This window comes from Ruminococcus albus 7 = DSM 20455 (assembly GCF_000179635.2).
GTDB lineage: Bacteria > Bacillota > Clostridia > Oscillospirales > Ruminococcaceae > Hominimerdicola > Hominimerdicola alba.
Genome location: NC_014833.1, coordinates 929,112 through 947,165, shown reverse-complemented (window position 1 = coordinate 947,165; position 18,054 = coordinate 929,112). Strand labels below are relative to the sequence as shown.

Genomic DNA, 18,054 nt, shown 5'->3' with positions numbered 1-18,054 from the left:
ATATCCATATTTATATTACATGGTTATCCCTTTAACACACCACAGATAATTTACAATGCTGTCCAAATAAACAGACCTCAAAACTCAGAAAATATAGTATAATAGTGACAGAAACCGAAGGGAGCTGTCGCTATGTCAAAAAGATTTCCTAAACCTGAGATCACACTTGATGGGATATACTCAAAGTTCGCAGATGAAAGTTTTTGTAAGGATTTTCTGCTTGATATCCGCTTTGAAAAGGGCTTTGCCTGCCCGTTTTGCGGTGGCTCTGAGTACCGCAGGATAAGGTCACGCCACCTGCTGCGCTGCAAGTTCTGTAAAGCTGATATATCCGCCACAAACGGAACTTTTATGCACAGAACACATATTCCGCTGAGGCTGTGGATAGTCACCGCATTCCTCATTATGAGCAACAAATGCAGCGTTTCTGCTGTTACACTGATGAGGTCTTTGGGGGTGACCTACAAGACTGCATGGTACATCCTTCACCGCATCAGAAAAGCTATGAAATGCCGTGAAGAACGCTATTTGCTCGACGGGATCGTTGAACTTGATGACACGTATCTCGGTGCTCCGACTCACGGTAAAAAGCGCGGCAGAGGTACTGAAAAAGTCAAGATGATCGTAGCTTTATCGAAGAACGCAGCAGGAAATCCCGAGTACGTTAAAATGAGCGATGTGCCGAATTTAAAGGGTATAACTGTTGGTAGATTTGCCAGGGATAATATCCGCGCAGGCTCGAAGATCGAGAGTGATAATGCTCGGAGTTACAAGAAACCGTTGGCACAGAAATACTTCCATGTTTTTGAAACATATGATCCGACAAGCGGTCAGCTGAACTGGATGCATAAAGTTATATCAAACTTCAAAGCAATGATCATGGGAACTTACCACGGAAACGAAAAGATCCACACAGCGTTATATGCTGCCGAATACTGCTACAAATTCAACCGTCGTAAGCTGGGAAACAGTGCGTATTTAAGGCTTTTGGCTGCTTTGGTGCAGTGATCTTACTTGTGGTGTGTCAGGGGGATAACCATATTATATTATACCATATATACGGCAGAGTGTCAAGAAATGCCGCCTAACTCATGACTAAAGTCACGAGCGTGCGGCGGCAAAATCGTCAACGGCTCTACGCTTATGAGCGTTACGGGAGAAAATAGCGTGCTCGGTGCAGTAAATGCAATGGGCGGAGTCTATATGCTCGTAAGGAATCTGCCGATCTGGACAGTTGTAATTATTGAATTCATCCTTGCATACACCCTTGAAATCACAGTCGGAAGCCCCATGTCCTTTAAGCTCGCCTGTAAGGTATTTGACCCGAGAGAAACACACCCTGTACTCTTTGAAACGGCGATCATCTGCGCGACTGTCGGGATAATGTGTCCCGCGATGAGTTTCCTTGCAGCTTTCCTCTACTATCCATACTATGCAGGATTCAACATTTTTACTTTGCTTGCCAACTGGATCAAGCTCGTATGCTTTAATTTCCCGTTCGCTTTTTTCTCACAGCTTTTCTTTATCCAGCCGTTTATCAGGACGTGTTTCAAGGCTGTATTCAGAAGAAAAGCCGAAACAACACAAACAGTAAACGCATAAACTTTGTGAAAAAACACAATTTGCAAAATTCCAAAAAGCATGATATAATTAGTACATAACGAGTAGCGATCCTGCGTAAGTCCGGTTATTGCTGCTCGTTTTATTTTTTTATGGAGGTAGATCGTAATGAAAAGGATCAAAGAAGCGTGTATCTGCCAGACACTTCATTTTATGCTCAAGGAAGATGTCGGTCATGACTATGCGGTAAGGGTAGTTCGGGATGAGATCAAAAAATACAAGGAAAGCCTTGAAAATAGCAAGACCAAGTATAAGATCCTTGAAGAAACAGAACAGGCGGACGGCTCTGTTATCATCAAGATCAAAAAACAGTACAACACGGCTCCTGTCGGCTCTTATCTCGACTGATACAACGGAATATCAAATAAAACAGCGTGTAGCCAAAAGCATAAATCCAGCTTATGGCTCACGCTGTATTTTTTAGGAGGATCTCTATGGAAAAAAACGCAAATCAATTCTTAGGGCGTGAGCCTATCAGCAGACTGATGAAAAAGTACGCTGTGCCGTGTATCATTTCTCTGCTTGTTGGCGCACTTTACAACATCGTTGACCAGATATTCATCGCTAATGCAAGCTATCTCGGCTCTTATGGGAATGCCGCAAATACGGTAGTATTTCCGCTGACGGTCATAGCTCTTGCTATCGCTGTTATGATCGGTGACGGCTGCTGTGCCTTTGTCAGCCTGAGTCTCGGAAAGGGCGAACCCGATAAAGCTAAGAAAAGTGTCGGTAACTCTGTTCTTATGACGATAGTCAGCAGCCTGATCCTTTGTGCGGTGTACCTGATATTCAGCGATGGGCTCATCGCTATGTTTGGCGGTACGGTCAATGAAGAAACCTTCCGCCACTCAAAGGAATACTTCTTATATATATCACTTGGAATCCCGTTCTATATGTTCGGTCAGGCTATGAACCCTGTTATCCGTGCGGACGGCAGCCCGAAATTTGCTATGATCTCCACGCTTGCGGGTGCGGTGCTGAACATGATACTTGATCCGATCTTCATCTTCTCTTTCAAATGGGGTATGATGGGAGCAGCAATCGCAACTGTTATCGGACAGATCGTGACGGCGTTGCTTGCGATATGGTATCTCTGCAACATGAAGCTCGTCAAGCCTGCAAAGGCTGATTTCAAGCCTAAAAGTGATATTATCCGCAAAACGCTGACGCTTGGACTTACGAGCTTTCTCTCGCAGATCTCCCTTGTGGCAGCAATGGCAGCAATCAATAATATGATACGCAAATACGGCGCAATGGACAGCATTTTCGGGCAGGAGCAGTATGCGCAGATACCTATGGCGGTAGTCGGCATCGTTATGAAGTTCTTCCAGATCGTTATTTCTATCGTAGTAGGTATGGCGGCAGGCTGTATCCCGATCGTCGGCTTCAATATGGGCGCAGGGCTGAAAAGCCGTGTGCGTGAGCTGTTCACCAAGCTTCTGACAGCAGAAGCGGCTGTCGGTGCGGTAGCCCTGATCTTTGTAGAGTTCTTCCCACGTCAGCTTATCGGCATATTCGGTGCAGCGAACGAGAGCAGTTATTATACCGATTTTTCGGTACACGCTTTCCGCATCTATCTCTGTATGATGATATTCGCCTGCGTGAACAAGGCTTGCTTCATCTTCCTGCAAGCTATGGGTAAGGCAGTTGAATCTACCGCGCTTTCCATGATAAGAGAGATCGTATTCGGAGTTGGCTTTGCAATTACTCTCCCCATTTTCTTTGGACTTGACGGTGTGTTGTACTCAATGCCTATATCAGATATACTGACATTTGCAGTCACTTTGTTCCTGATAATAAGAACATATAAGGAACTAAGTTCTCGGCAAACTCAAATTGACATAAAAATGGAATGTCGGACAGGTACTAGATAACCTGATATATCAGATCATAGAAAAATGCTCAGGAATTATGGCTTTTCTTAAGTTTCATGTTTTCTGAACTTTATTTTGTGATATCATTTATTATCTGCTATCTGTTCACTTAAAAGAGGCTGTTGCAACCGCAGCACCCTCTAACCATATCCGAACATCAGAGTAAAAAAACATATTAACTGGTGAAATAAGCTGTTTCAGAGCGCACATCCCCAAGCCCTCTTCAAAAAAGAGGGCTCGGGGGTGTTATGTTCTGTTTGTTTTTATACCGTTTTCAGTTCAAAAAGAGAAATTCCAAGTCGGTTTTCAGGTCTGTGCCAGGCTCTTTTTCTTTGTTGGGGCTGCAACAACCCCTTTCTTTAATGATCAAGAACTGTTTTCAGCACTTGTCATTGCCGTACCGGCTCATTATTTAAGGAAAAAATCTATTATCTTGCTAATTCAAAAATCAATTCTTCTTTTTTCTAAAGTGTAAAATAATCAGTACAGTCACACCTATCAAGGCTGCTGCAGCTGAAATGATCACGGCGACAGCGGCAGTACTAATCTTTTGCTTTTCGGGAATTTTATTGATACACCAACTATCTATATACATTCCTTTTTCGCTGAAAACAAAATATAGATCATGCAGACCGCTGATGTTTTGTGTAAGGTCTGAGGTATCATCATTTTCAGAAACAGTTGCAACAAGAGTACCGTCAGGTGAATCAAGCCTTATCTCGACATTACCGCTGCCATGTATTTTTGCTGTTATCCCGAGAGGATTGCTGTCATCACCCATATCGGCCCGACTGAACATTATCCATGCGCCCGATGTATCGCTTATGGCATGAGGGTCAGCAGGATCACTCACATCATATGACACCCCCGCTTGAGAGCATATCTGTGCGCCGCTGCGTTCAGCGAAAACCGAACTATCCGCAGAAGGGGTAAGTATTCCTTCCTTTGTTCCAAGACCCGATGCTGTCACATTTTTTTCGTCTACTTCTATCTCATCTGCACAGATACTGCGGTAACCGCCCTTTATTCTCATGGCATTTTTTAGTGAAAGGGTATGATAAAGCATATACCATTTGCCCTTATACTTATGCATATGAGTGTGATTATTTGAATAATCAAATCCCATTTCACCTGGATTTTTGAGTACCTCACCGATCATTTCCCAGCTTGACGGATCAAGCGGAGTTCTGGTCTTCATACTTATCATTGCACAGCCGCCGGGCACATCTGTTGGATACTCCCATTTTTCGATATGCTTGCTCCAGTCTGAGCAATAGGTGTAAACATAATATCCGTTGATAAAATTCAACTCACTTGCCTCAAAGAAATACGGCGCGGGTATTTCTGTAAAATCGCTGTCAAAGGACAGCATATCGCTGCCAAGTTTTACTATCCTCGATGAACCGGGCATATAGTCTGTCCTTCCTGAAGCTTTTCCGCCGCCGAATGAGAGCCAGCCTACACCCGAATCGTCTATGACCGCTCCCGGATCAAATGGATTAGGGCAGTTTTCAAGCCCCTCGGTATCATATCTGATAAGCGGCTTTCCAAGAGGATCTGTCCAGGGGCCGAGCGGATCTGTGGCAGTTATCACGCCCACACCGGTACCACTATTTGAAAAATAGAGATAGAAATGTGTCAGACCGTCATCTTCTTTTCTCGATACAACAGAGGGCGCCCATGAATTCATTATCCATGGTGCGATCTCCCCCACATTTATCTCGCCGTGATATGTCCAGTTTACCATATCATCAGTAGAAAAAATGACCAACGACTTTATTTTCTCATAGGTGTTATCTTTGTCCTCACCTTTTTCTCTGCATTGCTGATGGTCATTTGTGCCATACACATAAAGCCTGCCATTATATTCAACCGCCGTAGGATCTGCGCAGAATACCTGTGAGGATATGGGATTATTCTCATTTGCTTTTTTGTATGTTCTCGGTTCCTTTTCCTTGGCAAATACTTTCGGGAAAGAAGTAAATACTGAACCCATAAGCAAAGAAACTGCCATTGCAATAAGTATTTGTATGTATCTCACATAGCATCCTCCTTATCAAACAGTCATTATTGTATACACGACTAATCAAACTGAATAAAAGTTCTTGTTATATTATATCGTAAAGAAAAGCAGTTTTCAATGTTCTGATATGTCGGAATATATGTCACAACGTGCAAAAAGCAAAGGCTGAAATAAGCCTTTGCTTTTGATAGTGATATAAAATGGATCACAAACATTAGATCCTAAAAAAATTCAAGCCTATGCGCTCATGCAGATACAAATCATATGTAAGACTGAAAAGCGACAAATAATATCAGTCTCTTCTCTTATGCGGGCTCTGAGCCTTGAACATAAACATTTTCTTATCAGCCGCATTAATGATCTCTTCAAGATTATCCATTGCATCACAAGCAGATGAAGACTCAACACCTATGCTGACAGATATTCCATAAGGTTTGCCGGATATACGGTTAATATGCTCGATCTCACTTCTGGCAGATCTTATAAATTCATCCTCTGTCATTGATACGACAACTGCAAGATATTCATCTCCCCCGAATCTGGCACATATTCCTTGTCTGCCTGTAACCTTTTCAATGATCTTAGCAGCCAAGGTGATAGCATAGTCACCCTCTTTGTGGCCAAAAGTATCATTTATGTACTTGAGCCCATTCATATCTGCTGATACTATGATAATATCAAGACCTTTTTCAGCTGCATCTGAAATAAGTTCACCTGCCCTGCGGTAAAACCCATATCTGTTTAACAATCCCGTCAGATGATCGTGTTCATACTGGAAATTGAGCTTGATAGTCGTTTCACAGCTTGAAAGCAGGATATTAAGGTGAATAACAAGATCATACAGTTTTTCTATGCGCAGCAGATCATCAGGGTCAAATGATGCTGCCAGATAGCCGTAGTTTTTCTCTGCAGCAAAAAGAGGGAGAAAAATGACAGGCTGATCTGTTCCAGAAAGTGCCTGCGAGCAGATCTCACCGTGTCGGATTGGAGAAAATGATACAGAAAATCTCTGTTGTTTCGCAATAACAGATGCAGCAAGAACAAAACCTCCATCATTGACAGAAGCATCGAAATAATGCGGATCAAGGTATATCTCTATACCGTCAGGTGCCAGAGTTCTCAGAGTATTCTCCATATTAGCAAACAGTTTTCTGACATCACCATTTCCGATATTGCTAAGCATAAGATTATCATTTTCATACCTGATAAGCTTCTGAGAAATGCTTTGCTCATAAAGCTCGGCAAATAAAACACCTGTAAGCTGTTTTTTAATATCATCACATCCGCAGGACTGACCTTCGATAAATATACCCCCAAAGTGCATATTTCCAGGATGTTTATGTTCAGCTTCATGGTAGCTTTCAAGTACGTTGCATATATATCTGCAGCTGCTCTTGTAGTCGGGAACGGAACCTGCGATCGTCGGAAAAAAGGCTTTTGCACGCTCTGTACCATCAAATCCTGTAACGATAATATCCTCAGGGACTCTTATACCACGCTCAGACAGCACAAGACACACGGTTATCGCCATTACATCATTAGCACACACGATAGCATCGGGCAGGGCTTTATGCTCGCTAAACATTTGTGCTGTTGCACTGCGTGTAGGAAGATCCCAGAAATCACCATAGTAGATCTTTGTTTCATCATACTCTATACCATGCTTTTCCAATGAATCTCTGTATGCCTGATTACGTTCAAGAGAGAAGCTGTTGCCTCTCATACCGCTCATCATAAAGATATTTCTTGCACCATGTTTCTCTATTATATGATCAACGATCTTTCCGAAGCTTTTACCGTGATCGTATATTATATTATATGCGCCGTCCATCGGGCGCTCAACAGTAAATGCCGGAATATTTCTCTTCTCACATTCTGATATTATACTGCTGCATAATTCGTTATCCTTTATCAGCTCACTGTATAAAACAACACCGCTAAGCTCAATACGCCTGTAAAGATCATATACCATGCTTTCGCCTTTTTTTGATACATCATGCCAGAACAGGTCGGAATACGATGAGAAGCAGAAGGTCTTATACCCTGCTGATGCCAGCTCGTCTGATAAATATCTTATATATCTGTGTCTGCCCGTCCTATGCATAGTCGGGATAAATATTCCTATCGTACCTTTCATATATACCTCTATGTCAGCTTTTCTTTCATCTGTGTAGGAGTTATGCCATAGTATTTCCTGAACCTTTTCATAAAGCTGTATTCATCTGCATAACCGCATTTCTGCGCTGTCTCCCGTATTGACATATTAGCAGAAACAAGAAGTTCACGTGCAAGCTTCATACGTGCGTTGATCACATCAGCCGATACACTTATACCGAATACCTTCTTATACAGATGCTGAAACCCCGAACGGCTCATTCCCGCCATCTCAGATAATTTGTTCACATCAAGTATCTCATTAGGAACAGCATATATCATATTCCTGATCTTTAAAAGCGCCGAAACCTTATCTAAATGTGACACATCAGTTAGAGAGCTTCGCCGCACTGCTCTGCCGAGCCTTATCATAAGTATTTCAAACAAATGCTCCTCTATCAGCTCATGCCCTTCTTCAATTGAATAATGCTCAAAGGAAATCGCCCTGACAGTATGGGACAGTTCTTCTATATTGCCAAGAGTGATTATCTCATTAAAAGGAACACCTGAACTTTTCAGTCTGTCTTCATCAGCCGCACTCATACTGAAATATACCCAGTCATCTGTGTAGACTTTATATTTAGCACGATAACTATGCGGCATATTTGATGTGAATAATACAAATGAATTCTTCGGGACATCATATTCTCTATCGCCTATAACAAATACAGACGGCTCTTTTATCAGCAGCAGCAAGGGGCAGCCGCTGCCCTCAGGGCAGTCCATAATAAAATCTTCTTCATGTACGTAATTATATCCTACTGCACCGACTTTCATAACATCACTCCTCGGCGGAAAAGTGTATATTTCTTATAACCGGTGTATATGCCGACCCAAAAACCGCAACTGCACGGGCTTGAAACCGCGTTTCGTCGTACTCTGAACCGCACGCCCACGGTCGTTGACCGCACTTTCAAAAATCCTGTATAATATTCATAGCACACAGCAATGTGTGACTTGAATAACAGGAGGTTCGGATATGACGAACTATCGAAAAATCTTGGAGATGCATTCTCAGGGCTTCAGCCAGAGAAGCATCGAGTCAAGTGTCCACAGTTCCCATCAGACTGTCAAAGCAACTCTTGACCGTGCTAAGGAACTGAACATCTCATGGCCGCTAGATAACAACGTGACCAATGAGGTACTTGATGAGCTGTTCTACGGTGAACGCAAAAGCGGTATCACACCCTATGCTGCCATCGACTACAACTACATCCACCGCGAGCTGTCCAAGAAAGGCGTGACCCTCACGCTGCTTTGGAACGAGTATTGCGAGCGTGCCTATGCCAATGGTGAAACGCCCTACATGAGTACACAGTTTGGTGACAAATACCGTCGCTGGGCTCGTGTCACAAAGGCGACCATGCGCGTAACCCACAAGCCCGGGGACACCATGCAGGTCGATTGGGCAGGCGGAACTATTCCGTATTACGATCCGATCACGGGCGAAGAGTACAAAGCTTATTTATTTGTCGCGGCTCTTCCTTGCAGCAGTTATCTCTACGTCGAAGCCTGCACAGATATGAAGCAGGAGAACTGGCTCATTTGCCATGTTCACGCTTATGAATACTTCGGCGGTGTGACTCGTGTTCTTGTTCCGGATAATCTCTAATGTAAAGCTTCACATTAGAGATTTAATGTAAAGAGGATGTTAATGTAAAGTCGGCCGTTTCAATGAAAGTCTGATCGGCATTCCATCATGACCTACTTTACATTAACAAATGCGTGTTATCCTAGTGAATCCAAGAAGGAAATCAAATCGTCCTTTTCTTTGTCTGAAAAGAAATCAAGGCTTTCTGATACTGTTTTCTCAGCTACTGTCTCGATAGCCTTTCTGATAACTTCCGGATTCGTTGACAGGTAAATCTGAGTTGTTGCAACAGACTCATGTCCCAAGAAATCCCTGACATTATAAATGTTTACGCCATTGTCCACAAGGTGTGTGGCTTTACTGTGGCGTAATCGATGTGGGTATACAGAGCCGGTTATAATACCGGGAACCGTATCGTTTGCCAACTTAGAGTATTTCCTTATTATGTAGCGGATGCCTTGCCTTGTTAGCCGGTCACCATTCCTGTTGCAAAACATTGGGGACTCTTGCATAAGACCGAATTGCCTGATATATTTTGAGATGATTTTTTCTGTTTTTCCCAGTAACGGAATGGTGCGATATTTATTTCCCTTACCATGCACATATATCCTGCAGCATTGACCCGGCTGAAAGTCTTTGACATCTAGTGAAATGATTTCCTGAACCCTACAAGCTGAATCGTACATAAGGGATAAGATTGCCAAATGCCTTAGTCCCTCGTTAGATGATGAGTCGATCGATGAAAGCATTTGCTTTATAGCATCCGTAGACATACAATCAGGAAGCCTTTTATCTTCCTTTGCAAATGGTATACTGAGTATTTCGCTGCATTGCCCGGAGTATTCAGGTGAGATCATCATTACATATCGAAAAAATGATTTTATATGTGCCAATCTTACATTTTGGGTAGGCACCCCATTTTTCCTGACATTCGAAAGCCAAGAGAGAAACTTGAGTACTACATCGCAGTCAATCTCATCAACAGTTTTCTTTGATATGCTTTTACCGGATTCTGACATAAATTTAAGCAAAAGCTTAAAGGTGTCTCGGTATGATGAAACAGTATTAGGGCCGTAATTATGCTGTTTCATTAGGTAAGACATAAAATATCGTTGTATATAGAAGAATAAATTATCACTCATTGTCCACCTCCGGGAATAGACTCCCCAAGGATGATTCTTTCTGCAAGAAATCCGTATGTCCCTGTTCTGTGAAATGAATGTATTTTTCTGTATCTATGTAATTCACATGTCCGACGTATGCCGCCAGTATTGGAATAGCAGTATAGACATTCATTCCGTTTTCCAACATTTTTTCCAGACTTTTGGTGCAGAATGTATGCCGGATAGAATGGATATTTGGCGTCTTACCATCTGACTTGTGTATGCCTGCCGTCTTAAACATCTTTGGAAACATATATTTCATAGCATCATATGTAAGATGACCACCGGTGTAGGAGGAAGTGAAAAACGGTCTATTCTCATCAGACATATCTATAGTCTTGGCATAGTCAAATAGGACTTCTTTCAAGCTGTCGGATACAGGAATAAATCTTGAAACGCCATTTTTACCGTTGATAACATTGATCACACCGTTTGAAGTGTCAACATTCGCCCGCTTCAGTGCAAGGACTTCGCCTATGCGCATTCCGGTACCTATAAGTAATCTGACGAGCACTGGGTATATCTGCTGATGCGAGCTCGACTTTCTTGATGCAGGAAGCGTGTCGGCTGCAATAGTCAGACGGCGCAGTTCATCGTCGCTGAAAATGTACGGACGAAATTCACTCTTTACCGTTCGCATATATTTTCGTGGGACGATGACCGCATCAATTCCGAGAAGCGCCAAGAAAGAACAAAACTGGCGGAGATTCGCTGTAAGATATTGGCGTTCTAATTCGCTTAATCCATCACGAGGAGCCAGTAACTCCTCCACCATCTGGTCAGATATATGGTGTTCATAGTAAGTATTAAGCGAATTGTTCAGTTTCCTTAAGCGAACCATGGTTGAATGAGCAACTTTTTCACCTTTTCCACGCTTGAACTCTATGAATTTTTCAAAATATGGTTTGAAAAAACCTTCTTCAAATTTAAGAAATTCCTTGTCATTGATCATTTTTTAGGCACCTCCAATGCTGCTGCTCGGAGATGCTCTATATCTGACCATACATAAGTTTTTGTGGATGCCGCAGATGTGTGTCCAAGTATCACAGCAATCTCATTTATCGGGGTTCCTGAAACCAAAAGGTTTGTTGCCAAACTATGCCTTAAAGAATGCAGACCATGATGTTTACCTTTTGTATCAACACCGGCAATTTCAAAAAACGGTAATATCTTGTCGCCAAAGTGATCATTCATTGAGTATGCAATGTACGGTTTTCTAAGTCGGATGAACACATTCGAACAGTCTGACTCAGGACGCACATTCTTAATATAGTCAAGGAGTGCAAAAAGGATCTCATCTGTCATGGGAAGGGAAATCTCTTTGTGCGTCTTGTACTGCGTGATATTTATTGTGCGATTTTTCCAGTTTATATTGTCAAGAACCATTGCTTTGATATCGCTTGAGCGAAAACCGTACACACTTGCCAAAAGCATCATAAGATAGACTGTTTTTCCCCATGGGGTATTCCTGTCGACAGCATTCAGGATACGCCTTACTTCTTCTGCCGTGTAAAAGGATGGGAGTCTTTCATGCTTTCCGGAATGAATCCCTGTCAAAAAGGGAATCGGATCGAAAGATAGCGCTCCTGAGAACTCATCATAGGAAAAGAAATTCCTTAACGTATACAAAATGGACGCTTTTCCCTGTGATGAATACCTATCATTGAGGGACGATACAAATCTTGCAAACAGCTCCGGCGTGATGCCCTCTAATGATGTACATTTACACTCCTCAAGAAAAGCAAAAAACACAGTGATTCGTCCGGATCTCGTGCGTACTGTGCCATCGCTCTTTTGGTCATTTCTCATGAAAGTTTCATATTTTCTGATGACATTCAGGTACGTAATGGGACAATCACGCTTATGGGTGGTATACTTTCTCTTAGGTTCTTTTCCATTAAGGATATCCAGAATCATCTGAACAGCTCTTCCTCGACGTTCTTTTGATTTTGACGGAACAGCTTCAAATGCAGGGACCCCGACGATAATACGATAGTATTCTTGGATCACATCTTCCGGAGAAACCTCCAAATCCGTTCCTTTAGCATACCGCTGTAAATCATTAGAGATCCGAATGTAAGCCTGTGCTGTTTTGGATTCAGATCCGTAGTTTTGTATGATGTGTCTTTGAAACAGTTGGATTGCATCATACAGTGTCATTGAGTAACTGGAATCAATCATGATGATAATTCCTCCTTTCTATGATTGATCCAATTATATCATATTAATGTAAAGTCGAATACCTATAATCATTAGATTTTAGATCTATTTTTATTCAGCTTTACATTAACATCCTCTTTACATTAAATCTCAAAACCGGAGTGACGGCGAATACACGCTATGAGACCCAGCTGAACGAAAGTTACCGTGAGCTTGCTGAATACTACGGAACAGCCATCGTTCCCGCCCGTATACGCAAGCCGCAGGATAAAGGGCTCGTTGAACGCTCGGTCGGATTCTCTACAACATGGATAACTGCCGCACTTCGTGAGCGTAAGTTTTTCTCTTTTGCAGAGGTCAGAGAGGCTGTTGACGAGCGCCTCGAATATGTCAATACAAAGCCATTTCAGAAACGTTCCGGCAACCGTAGAGAAGCATATCTATCTGAGGAAAAGGAATTCATGCTGCCGCTGCCGAAGCACAGATATGAGCCCTCTGTGTGGAAACAGCAGACTGTCGGGAATGACTATCTCATAAGCGATGGAATCAACAAGTATTCCGTTCCTTTTGATCTCATCGGTGAGCAGGTGCAGATCAGGCTAACAAAAGATTTGATCGAAGTGTACTTCAAAGGCAGCCGCATGACTTCGCACAAACGTCTTGAAAAGTTCAGCGTTCAGCCTGTCGTGAAACCTGAGCATATGCCGACGAATCACCGCGAGTATCTAAACTACAATGCCGATGAATTCAAGGAATGGGCGTCAACGGTTGGCAAATCCGTTGAGGAAGTCGTGAAGCATTTCCTGACCTCCGGCAGCGTTCCCGAACAGGGGTACAAGGCCTGTGTAAGCCTAACGAAGCTCGGTAAGCGTTACGGAAAGAAGAAACTTGAAGCCGCCTGTGAGCGTATGCTGGCGTTCTCGTCATCTCCTTCGATACGCACGATAACAACGCTGCTGAAAAACAACAAAGAGCCTGACAAACCCACGGAAAAGACCGATGACAGCAACAAATATGGCATCACACGCGGTGCCGCCTACTGGAGAAAGGTAGGTGGTAGCAAATGATCAACAGCACCATTGAGCGTTTGAGAGCCATGAAGATGAATTCGATGGCTGCCGAGCTTGAACGTCAGCTTGAAGATGCCGACAGCTACAAACAGCTTGGTTTCGAGGATAGACTATCTTTGCTTGTTGATGCCGAATGGAATCGCAGGCAGAACAACAAGCTCGTAAGATACATCAGGAACGCTCATTTCTCCGATGCTAACGCAACCATTGAAGGCATTGAATACATCGAGGACAGGCATCTCGACAAAAGCAAAATGCTTCGATTTGCGACTTGCAATTATGTTGACGAAGGACGACATATTATCCTTATGGGCGCTTCGGGAAACGGCAAGACATATATTGCCTGTGCGCTCGGAAATGCTGCCTGCCGCAAGTTCAAGACAGTACGCTACATAAGACTTCCGGAGCTGCTTGATGAACTTTCCATTGCAAGAACAAACGGGGAATTTGCTAAGGTAATCAAAGCATACAAGAAAGTCGATCTGCTGATCCTCGACGAGTGGCTTATCCGCAAGCTGGCTCCAAATGATGCCTATAACCTGTTGGAGATCATCGAAGCAAGGATCGAAAAGTCTATGATTTTCTGCACACAGTACCACGCTGAGGGCTGGTACGAACGCATAAATCCCGATCCTGAAAACGACAGTCCGATATCCGATGCGATAATCGACAGGATAATCAATACCGCATATCCGGTAATGATCGATGGTGAAATATCCATGAGAAAACGTCATGGGCTTCCGGAAGGAGCTGAACCATGATGAATGATTACTGTGCTTTCAGCAAGGATCACAAGTGCTTGAAATGGGAGGATTATGAACTCACCAGACATGAGCTTGAAGAGGCCGAAAATCTGTGTCACGGCAACTGGATCGAGATCCAGAGACTGTATGAATACATTGATAAACTCAAAGCTATTCTTGATGAGAATGAGATAGACTATCCGGAGATCTGATTAAGCTATACAAGGAGCCTGTCTGAGGCGGGCTCCATATTTTTAGCGGCTCTACTTTCTATGGAAGTGGCTCCAAAACAGCGTCGGATTTGTGGTGCGGTCAACGACCGCGGGCGTGCGGTTCAGAGAGCGGCTCCGTGCGGTTTCAAGCCCGTGCAGTTGCGGTTTTGGGTCGGCATATACAACCGGTATTGATCGTTATTATCTCACAATACTTACTGATGTATGCTTACTGCTTTTCTATATTATAGCAGATATTCATGCAAAAATCAAGTTTCAATGATATAACACTGCATTTATTCATCAGAAAGATCATTCGGATAGACCCGGCAAATAAAAGACAGCTGCATGGTTTTATGACACTATCGCCTGATGACACCAATCACAGGCGCAAAAACATAAAAATAGCGGTGTGCGATAAAAGACGTTCTGTTCAGTAACGTTCCAATCATCTCACACCGCCGCACTTCGTATCTTTTTACATACAGAGAATGGACATAGGTCTATAATTACGCTTATTCATTATAAAAGCCGAACTTCATATCATGGCTCTTACACAAAAAGAGTACAATTTCCGCTCTCACGGTAATACTTTATAAGGTTTTCTATCTTCTCTCTTGTGCAGCCAAGACGTTTCGAGAGGCAATCGATGCATAAAAACTCTTCAGCATTTCTGTTTACAAGTTTACGAAATATCGCTATATCATCAGCAAGCAGAGCAGCGCCGCAATCCATACACGTCTTGTAATTGCTCATCAGACACTTACCACTCTTGCCTTAAATACAGCACAATCATACATTTCCAAGCCTCTTCCCGTTTTTATTATATGAAATTTTCAGCTATAATAAGAATAAGTTCAAATAATAATGATGGCTGGAGTCATAGAACTGAATAAAAAGGAAATGTTCCTCAAGCAATAAAAGAGACTGTAAAATCTATATATAGTATAGAAATATCCACTTTGCTGGCAGGATCAAAATACAGAGGAGAATTTGAAGAAAAGCTGAAAACTGTTCTGGAAGAAGTAAAAGATTCAGAACGTTCGATCATTTTGTATATAGATGAGATCCACACGATCATGGGTGCAGGCGCAAATCCCGACAATCCTATGGATGCGGCAAATATCCTTAAACCTTATCTTACAGACGGTTCTGTCAGAATAATCGGCTCAACGACTACAGATGAATACAGAAAGTTTATAGAGAAAGACAAGGCTCTTGCAAGAAGATTCATGCCTGTGGATATTCCCGAGCCTTCAGTAGAAGACACTATAAAAATCCTCAAAGGAATAAAAGAAGGTTACGAAAAGTTCCACGGAGTGACTGTCAGTTCCTGCTAAAAACATATGAAGTAGTTTTATAATACATAAAACAGCTTCATCATACCCCTAAATAAGAAAAATGCGCATTAGCTTCGGGATATTACCGTATGCTATACGCATTTTTAATCATTTTCCGAAAAGAAGATCCCCTGATTTACAGAAGGCAGTCTTAAAATTTATTACAACATTATAATGAGATCAAGTGCTAAGCAGAATCTCAGTTCGGGAAATCATGGAGTTGCTGTATAGCGATCCTCTTTTTTGTACTGTTAATCTACCGATTGACAATGCTCACATAAAATAGTATAATATAAATAACCTAAAGACCGGATCAAATGATCTTACAAGGATAAATTTGAAACTATATAATTGCTTTCAGAGGAGTTGATTTCAAGCGTGTGGATAAATAATGCTCAGGAAAATGCGGATAGATTTCCGCTGTTCAACAGGATAAAACAGGATCACGATATCAGTGTATATATAAAAGCACAAAATGAATCACTACATGCTATGGGATATACTGAACATAGCTTTGCACACATCGGTGTTGTTGCCGATCGTGTGGGATACATTCTTGATACCTTAGGGCTGGACGATCACACAATAGATCTTGCGTTGACGTCAGCGTGGATGCATGATCTCGGTAATGTCATAAACCGCGAGGATCATAGTCAGTCAGGCGCTATGATGACTTTCTATCTGCTGGATAAAATGGGTATCCCTGCTGAGGATATTGCTCCGATAATACAGGCTATAGGCAATCACGATGAAGGCAGCGGAGTTCCCGTAAGCAAGATCGCCGCGGCACTTATACTGGCTGATAAATCGGATGTCAGAAGAAGCCGTGTTCAGGATGATGACAAAAGGAATTATGATATCCATGACAGAGTGAACTATTCTGTCAAAACTTCCAAGCTGAAGATCAACCAGGATCATACCGCCATAAAGCTGAAACTCGATATCGATACAAGATATGGAGAGATAGGCGAATACTTTGAAATATTCATGGAGCGTATGCTGCTCTGCCGCAAAGCTGCCGGTTTTCTTGATCTTGAATTTCATCTGATAATAAACGAGCAGACATTGATGTAGACACTGCTAGTTCCTGTTTTCTACCCTCCCTCACGTTCTAACGCTTCTGAGGGGCAATTCGCCATACTAAATATAACCGCCAAAAGCACGTCCGTAATGCGCTTTTCGATAACGGTTATTACTTTTTGTAAATCAAACAACACACAGTTATCAGTCTTATAGCTTTATCCTTATGATAAGCCTGTTATCGGCTAGTTCAGCGGATATGCTGCCGTTCATCTGCTCAATGAAAGTTCTCGCTATTGAAAGACCGAGCCCTGTGGAGTTTCGTGCTGCCTGCACCGTATAGAAACGATCAAACAGCCGTTCCACCTGAACTGTCGTCAGGTCGGCGGCTGTATTTGAAAATATTATCTCGCCCTCAGCTGAAAGGCTTATGAACAGATCTCCATCGCTATATTTCAGAGCATTGTTCATAAGGTTGTTAAATGTCCTTGCAAGGGCGTTTTTATTTACTGTCCTTATGACCTTTTCTTCGCAGAGTTCTATCTTCGGTGCTATGCCTTTTTCGGAAAGCGCTGCGTAATAACCCATTATGCAGTCTTCAAGCACCTGATTTACCGATACATCCTCAATATCGGCATAAGCATCCGAAGAAAGTATTACCGAGTAGCGGAAAAGCTCTTCTGTCAGCTGTTTCATAAGCTCCGCCCTGCCCCCGATTATATCCAGATACTTTTCCATCTGCTCTGACTTCTCTTCTTTTTTCATCACTTCCAGATATCCGCATATCGCGGTAAGAGGTGTTCGCAGGTCGTGAGAGATATTTGTTATGGCGGCTTTCAGCTCCGCATCTCCGCTGACATATCTGTTATGCTCCGCACGCAGTTTTTTCAGCTGATTGTTTATACTGCCTGCCAGTTCCCTCATGTTCCTGTCGGCTGAATGTATGGATATACCGGTGTTAGTATCGGTTTCCAACTTTTCATCAAACTGCTTTCTTATTGATCTTGCGGCAGATCTCAGAGATATTATCTTTATTACCAGTGCCGCAGTTATCACGGCGAACAGAGCATATACCATACGATTT

At 42.6% G+C, this 18,054-nt stretch carries 18 protein-coding genes; 10 read left to right on the top strand and 8 right to left on the bottom strand.

The features are described from left to right. Positions 1-132: 132 nt before the first annotated feature. The 4 genes from RUMAL_RS04340 (at position 133) to RUMAL_RS04325 (ending at position 3,494) form a co-directional block, all read left to right on the top strand. Entirely contained in the window at positions 133-1,008 is an 876-nt protein-coding gene (locus RUMAL_RS04340; protein ID WP_013483548.1) for an IS1595 family transposase, read from the top strand. 159 nt (positions 1,009-1,167) lie between these two features. Further along, positions 1,168-1,602, top strand: a complete 435-nt coding sequence (locus RUMAL_RS04335; protein WP_242837769.1) for a hypothetical protein — start codon at positions 1,168-1,170, stop codon at positions 1,600-1,602. Positions 1,603-1,728: 126 nt separating this feature from the next. Then, entirely contained in the window at positions 1,729-1,968 is a 240-nt protein-coding gene (locus RUMAL_RS04330) for a hypothetical protein (RefSeq protein WP_013497552.1), read from the top strand. Positions 1,969-2,054: 86 nt separating this feature from the next. Continuing rightward, the gene (locus RUMAL_RS04325) at positions 2,055-3,494 is read left to right on the top strand and encodes an MATE family efflux transporter (protein ID WP_013497551.1); all 1,440 of its coding nucleotides are present in this window, start codon (positions 2,055-2,057) and stop codon (positions 3,492-3,494) included. Positions 3,495-3,942: 448 nt separating this feature from the next. Here the strand turns inward: RUMAL_RS04325 and RUMAL_RS04320 are convergent, their stop codons facing one another. The 3 genes from RUMAL_RS04320 to RUMAL_RS04310 all read right to left on the bottom strand — a co-directional run bounded on the left by RUMAL_RS04320 (position 3,943) and on the right by RUMAL_RS04310 (position 8,448). After that, complete coding sequence (locus tag RUMAL_RS04320; RefSeq protein WP_013497550.1) at positions 3,943-5,535, bottom strand: glycoside hydrolase family 43 protein; 1,593 nt, start codon at positions 5,533-5,535, stop codon at positions 3,943-3,945. 274 nt (positions 5,536-5,809) lie between these two features. Then, complete coding sequence (locus tag RUMAL_RS04315) at positions 5,810-7,654, bottom strand: GGDEF domain-containing protein (protein WP_013497549.1); 1,845 nt, start codon at positions 7,652-7,654, stop codon at positions 5,810-5,812. 8 nt (positions 7,655-7,662) lie between these two features. Next, positions 7,663-8,448 (bottom strand): AraC family transcriptional regulator, encoded by a 786-nt coding sequence (locus tag RUMAL_RS04310; protein ID WP_013497548.1) that lies wholly within the window; start codon positions 8,446-8,448, stop codon positions 7,663-7,665. 202 nt (positions 8,449-8,650) lie between these two features. Between RUMAL_RS04310 and RUMAL_RS04305 the strand changes: the two genes are divergently transcribed. Further along, positions 8,651-9,283: a DDE-type integrase/transposase/recombinase gene (locus RUMAL_RS04305; RefSeq protein ID WP_043550888.1), complete on the top strand. Its 633-nt coding sequence runs from the start codon at positions 8,651-8,653 to the stop codon at positions 9,281-9,283. Positions 9,284-9,399: 116 nt separating this feature from the next. Here the strand turns inward: RUMAL_RS04305 and RUMAL_RS04300 are convergent, their stop codons facing one another. From RUMAL_RS04300 to RUMAL_RS04290, 3 genes are read right to left on the bottom strand one after another with little or no spacing between them, the layout of a single operon-like run. After that, positions 9,400-10,404 carry a tyrosine-type recombinase/integrase gene (locus RUMAL_RS04300; RefSeq protein ID WP_013483433.1) on the bottom strand — a complete coding sequence of 335 codons (1,005 nt, stop codon included), beginning with the start codon at positions 10,402-10,404 and terminating at the stop codon, positions 9,400-9,402. Next, complete coding sequence (locus tag RUMAL_RS04295; RefSeq protein WP_013483768.1) at positions 10,397-11,377, bottom strand: tyrosine-type recombinase/integrase; 981 nt, start codon at positions 11,375-11,377, stop codon at positions 10,397-10,399. The genes RUMAL_RS04300 and RUMAL_RS04295 overlap by 8 nt, the downstream gene beginning before the upstream one ends. Beyond that, on the bottom strand, positions 11,374-12,585 hold the full coding sequence (locus RUMAL_RS04290; protein ID WP_242843401.1) for a tyrosine-type recombinase/integrase: 1,212 nt from the start codon (positions 12,583-12,585) through the stop codon (positions 11,374-11,376). The genes RUMAL_RS04295 and RUMAL_RS04290 overlap by 4 nt, the downstream gene beginning before the upstream one ends. 161 nt (positions 12,586-12,746) lie before the next feature. Here RUMAL_RS04290 and RUMAL_RS04285 point away from each other — a divergent pair, with 161 nt between their 5' ends. Genes RUMAL_RS04285 through RUMAL_RS04275 form a run of 3 tightly spaced genes read left to right on the top strand, consistent with a single transcriptional unit; the run spans position 12,747 to position 14,610 of the window. Next, a complete protein-coding gene (locus RUMAL_RS04285; RefSeq protein WP_193384650.1) occupies positions 12,747-13,652 on the top strand; it encodes a Mu transposase domain-containing protein in 906 nt (301 codons plus the stop codon). Then, complete coding sequence (locus tag RUMAL_RS04280; RefSeq protein WP_013497547.1) at positions 13,649-14,416, top strand: ATP-binding protein; 768 nt, start codon at positions 13,649-13,651, stop codon at positions 14,414-14,416. Before RUMAL_RS04285 ends, RUMAL_RS04280 begins: the two co-directional genes overlap by 4 nt. Next, positions 14,413-14,610: a mobility-associated LCxxNW protein gene (locus RUMAL_RS04275; RefSeq protein WP_013497546.1), complete on the top strand. Its 198-nt coding sequence runs from the start codon at positions 14,413-14,415 to the stop codon at positions 14,608-14,610. The genes RUMAL_RS04280 and RUMAL_RS04275 overlap by 4 nt, the downstream gene beginning before the upstream one ends. A 552-nt stretch (positions 14,611-15,162) precedes the next feature. On the opposite strand, the gene RUMAL_RS04265 is transcribed toward RUMAL_RS04275, so the two are convergent. Beyond that, positions 15,163-15,366 carry a hypothetical protein gene (locus tag RUMAL_RS04265; protein ID WP_013497545.1) on the bottom strand — a complete coding sequence of 68 codons (204 nt, stop codon included), beginning with the start codon at positions 15,364-15,366 and terminating at the stop codon, positions 15,163-15,165. A 161-nt stretch (positions 15,367-15,527) separates the two neighbouring features. On the opposite strand from RUMAL_RS04265, the gene RUMAL_RS04260 reads away from it, so the two are divergent. Further along, entirely contained in the window at positions 15,528-15,950 is a 423-nt protein-coding gene (locus RUMAL_RS04260; RefSeq protein ID WP_080557252.1) for an AAA family ATPase, read from the top strand. Between the two features lie 378 nt (positions 15,951-16,328). Continuing rightward, a complete protein-coding gene (locus RUMAL_RS04255; protein ID WP_013497544.1) occupies positions 16,329-17,024 on the top strand; it encodes a phosphohydrolase in 696 nt (231 codons plus the stop codon). A gap of 156 nt (positions 17,025-17,180) precedes the next feature. Here the strand turns inward: RUMAL_RS04255 and RUMAL_RS04250 are convergent, their stop codons facing one another. After that, on the bottom strand, positions 17,181-18,047 hold the full coding sequence (locus tag RUMAL_RS04250; RefSeq protein WP_013497543.1) for a sensor histidine kinase: 867 nt from the start codon (positions 18,045-18,047) through the stop codon (positions 17,181-17,183). Positions 18,048-18,054: the final 7 nt, after the last annotated feature.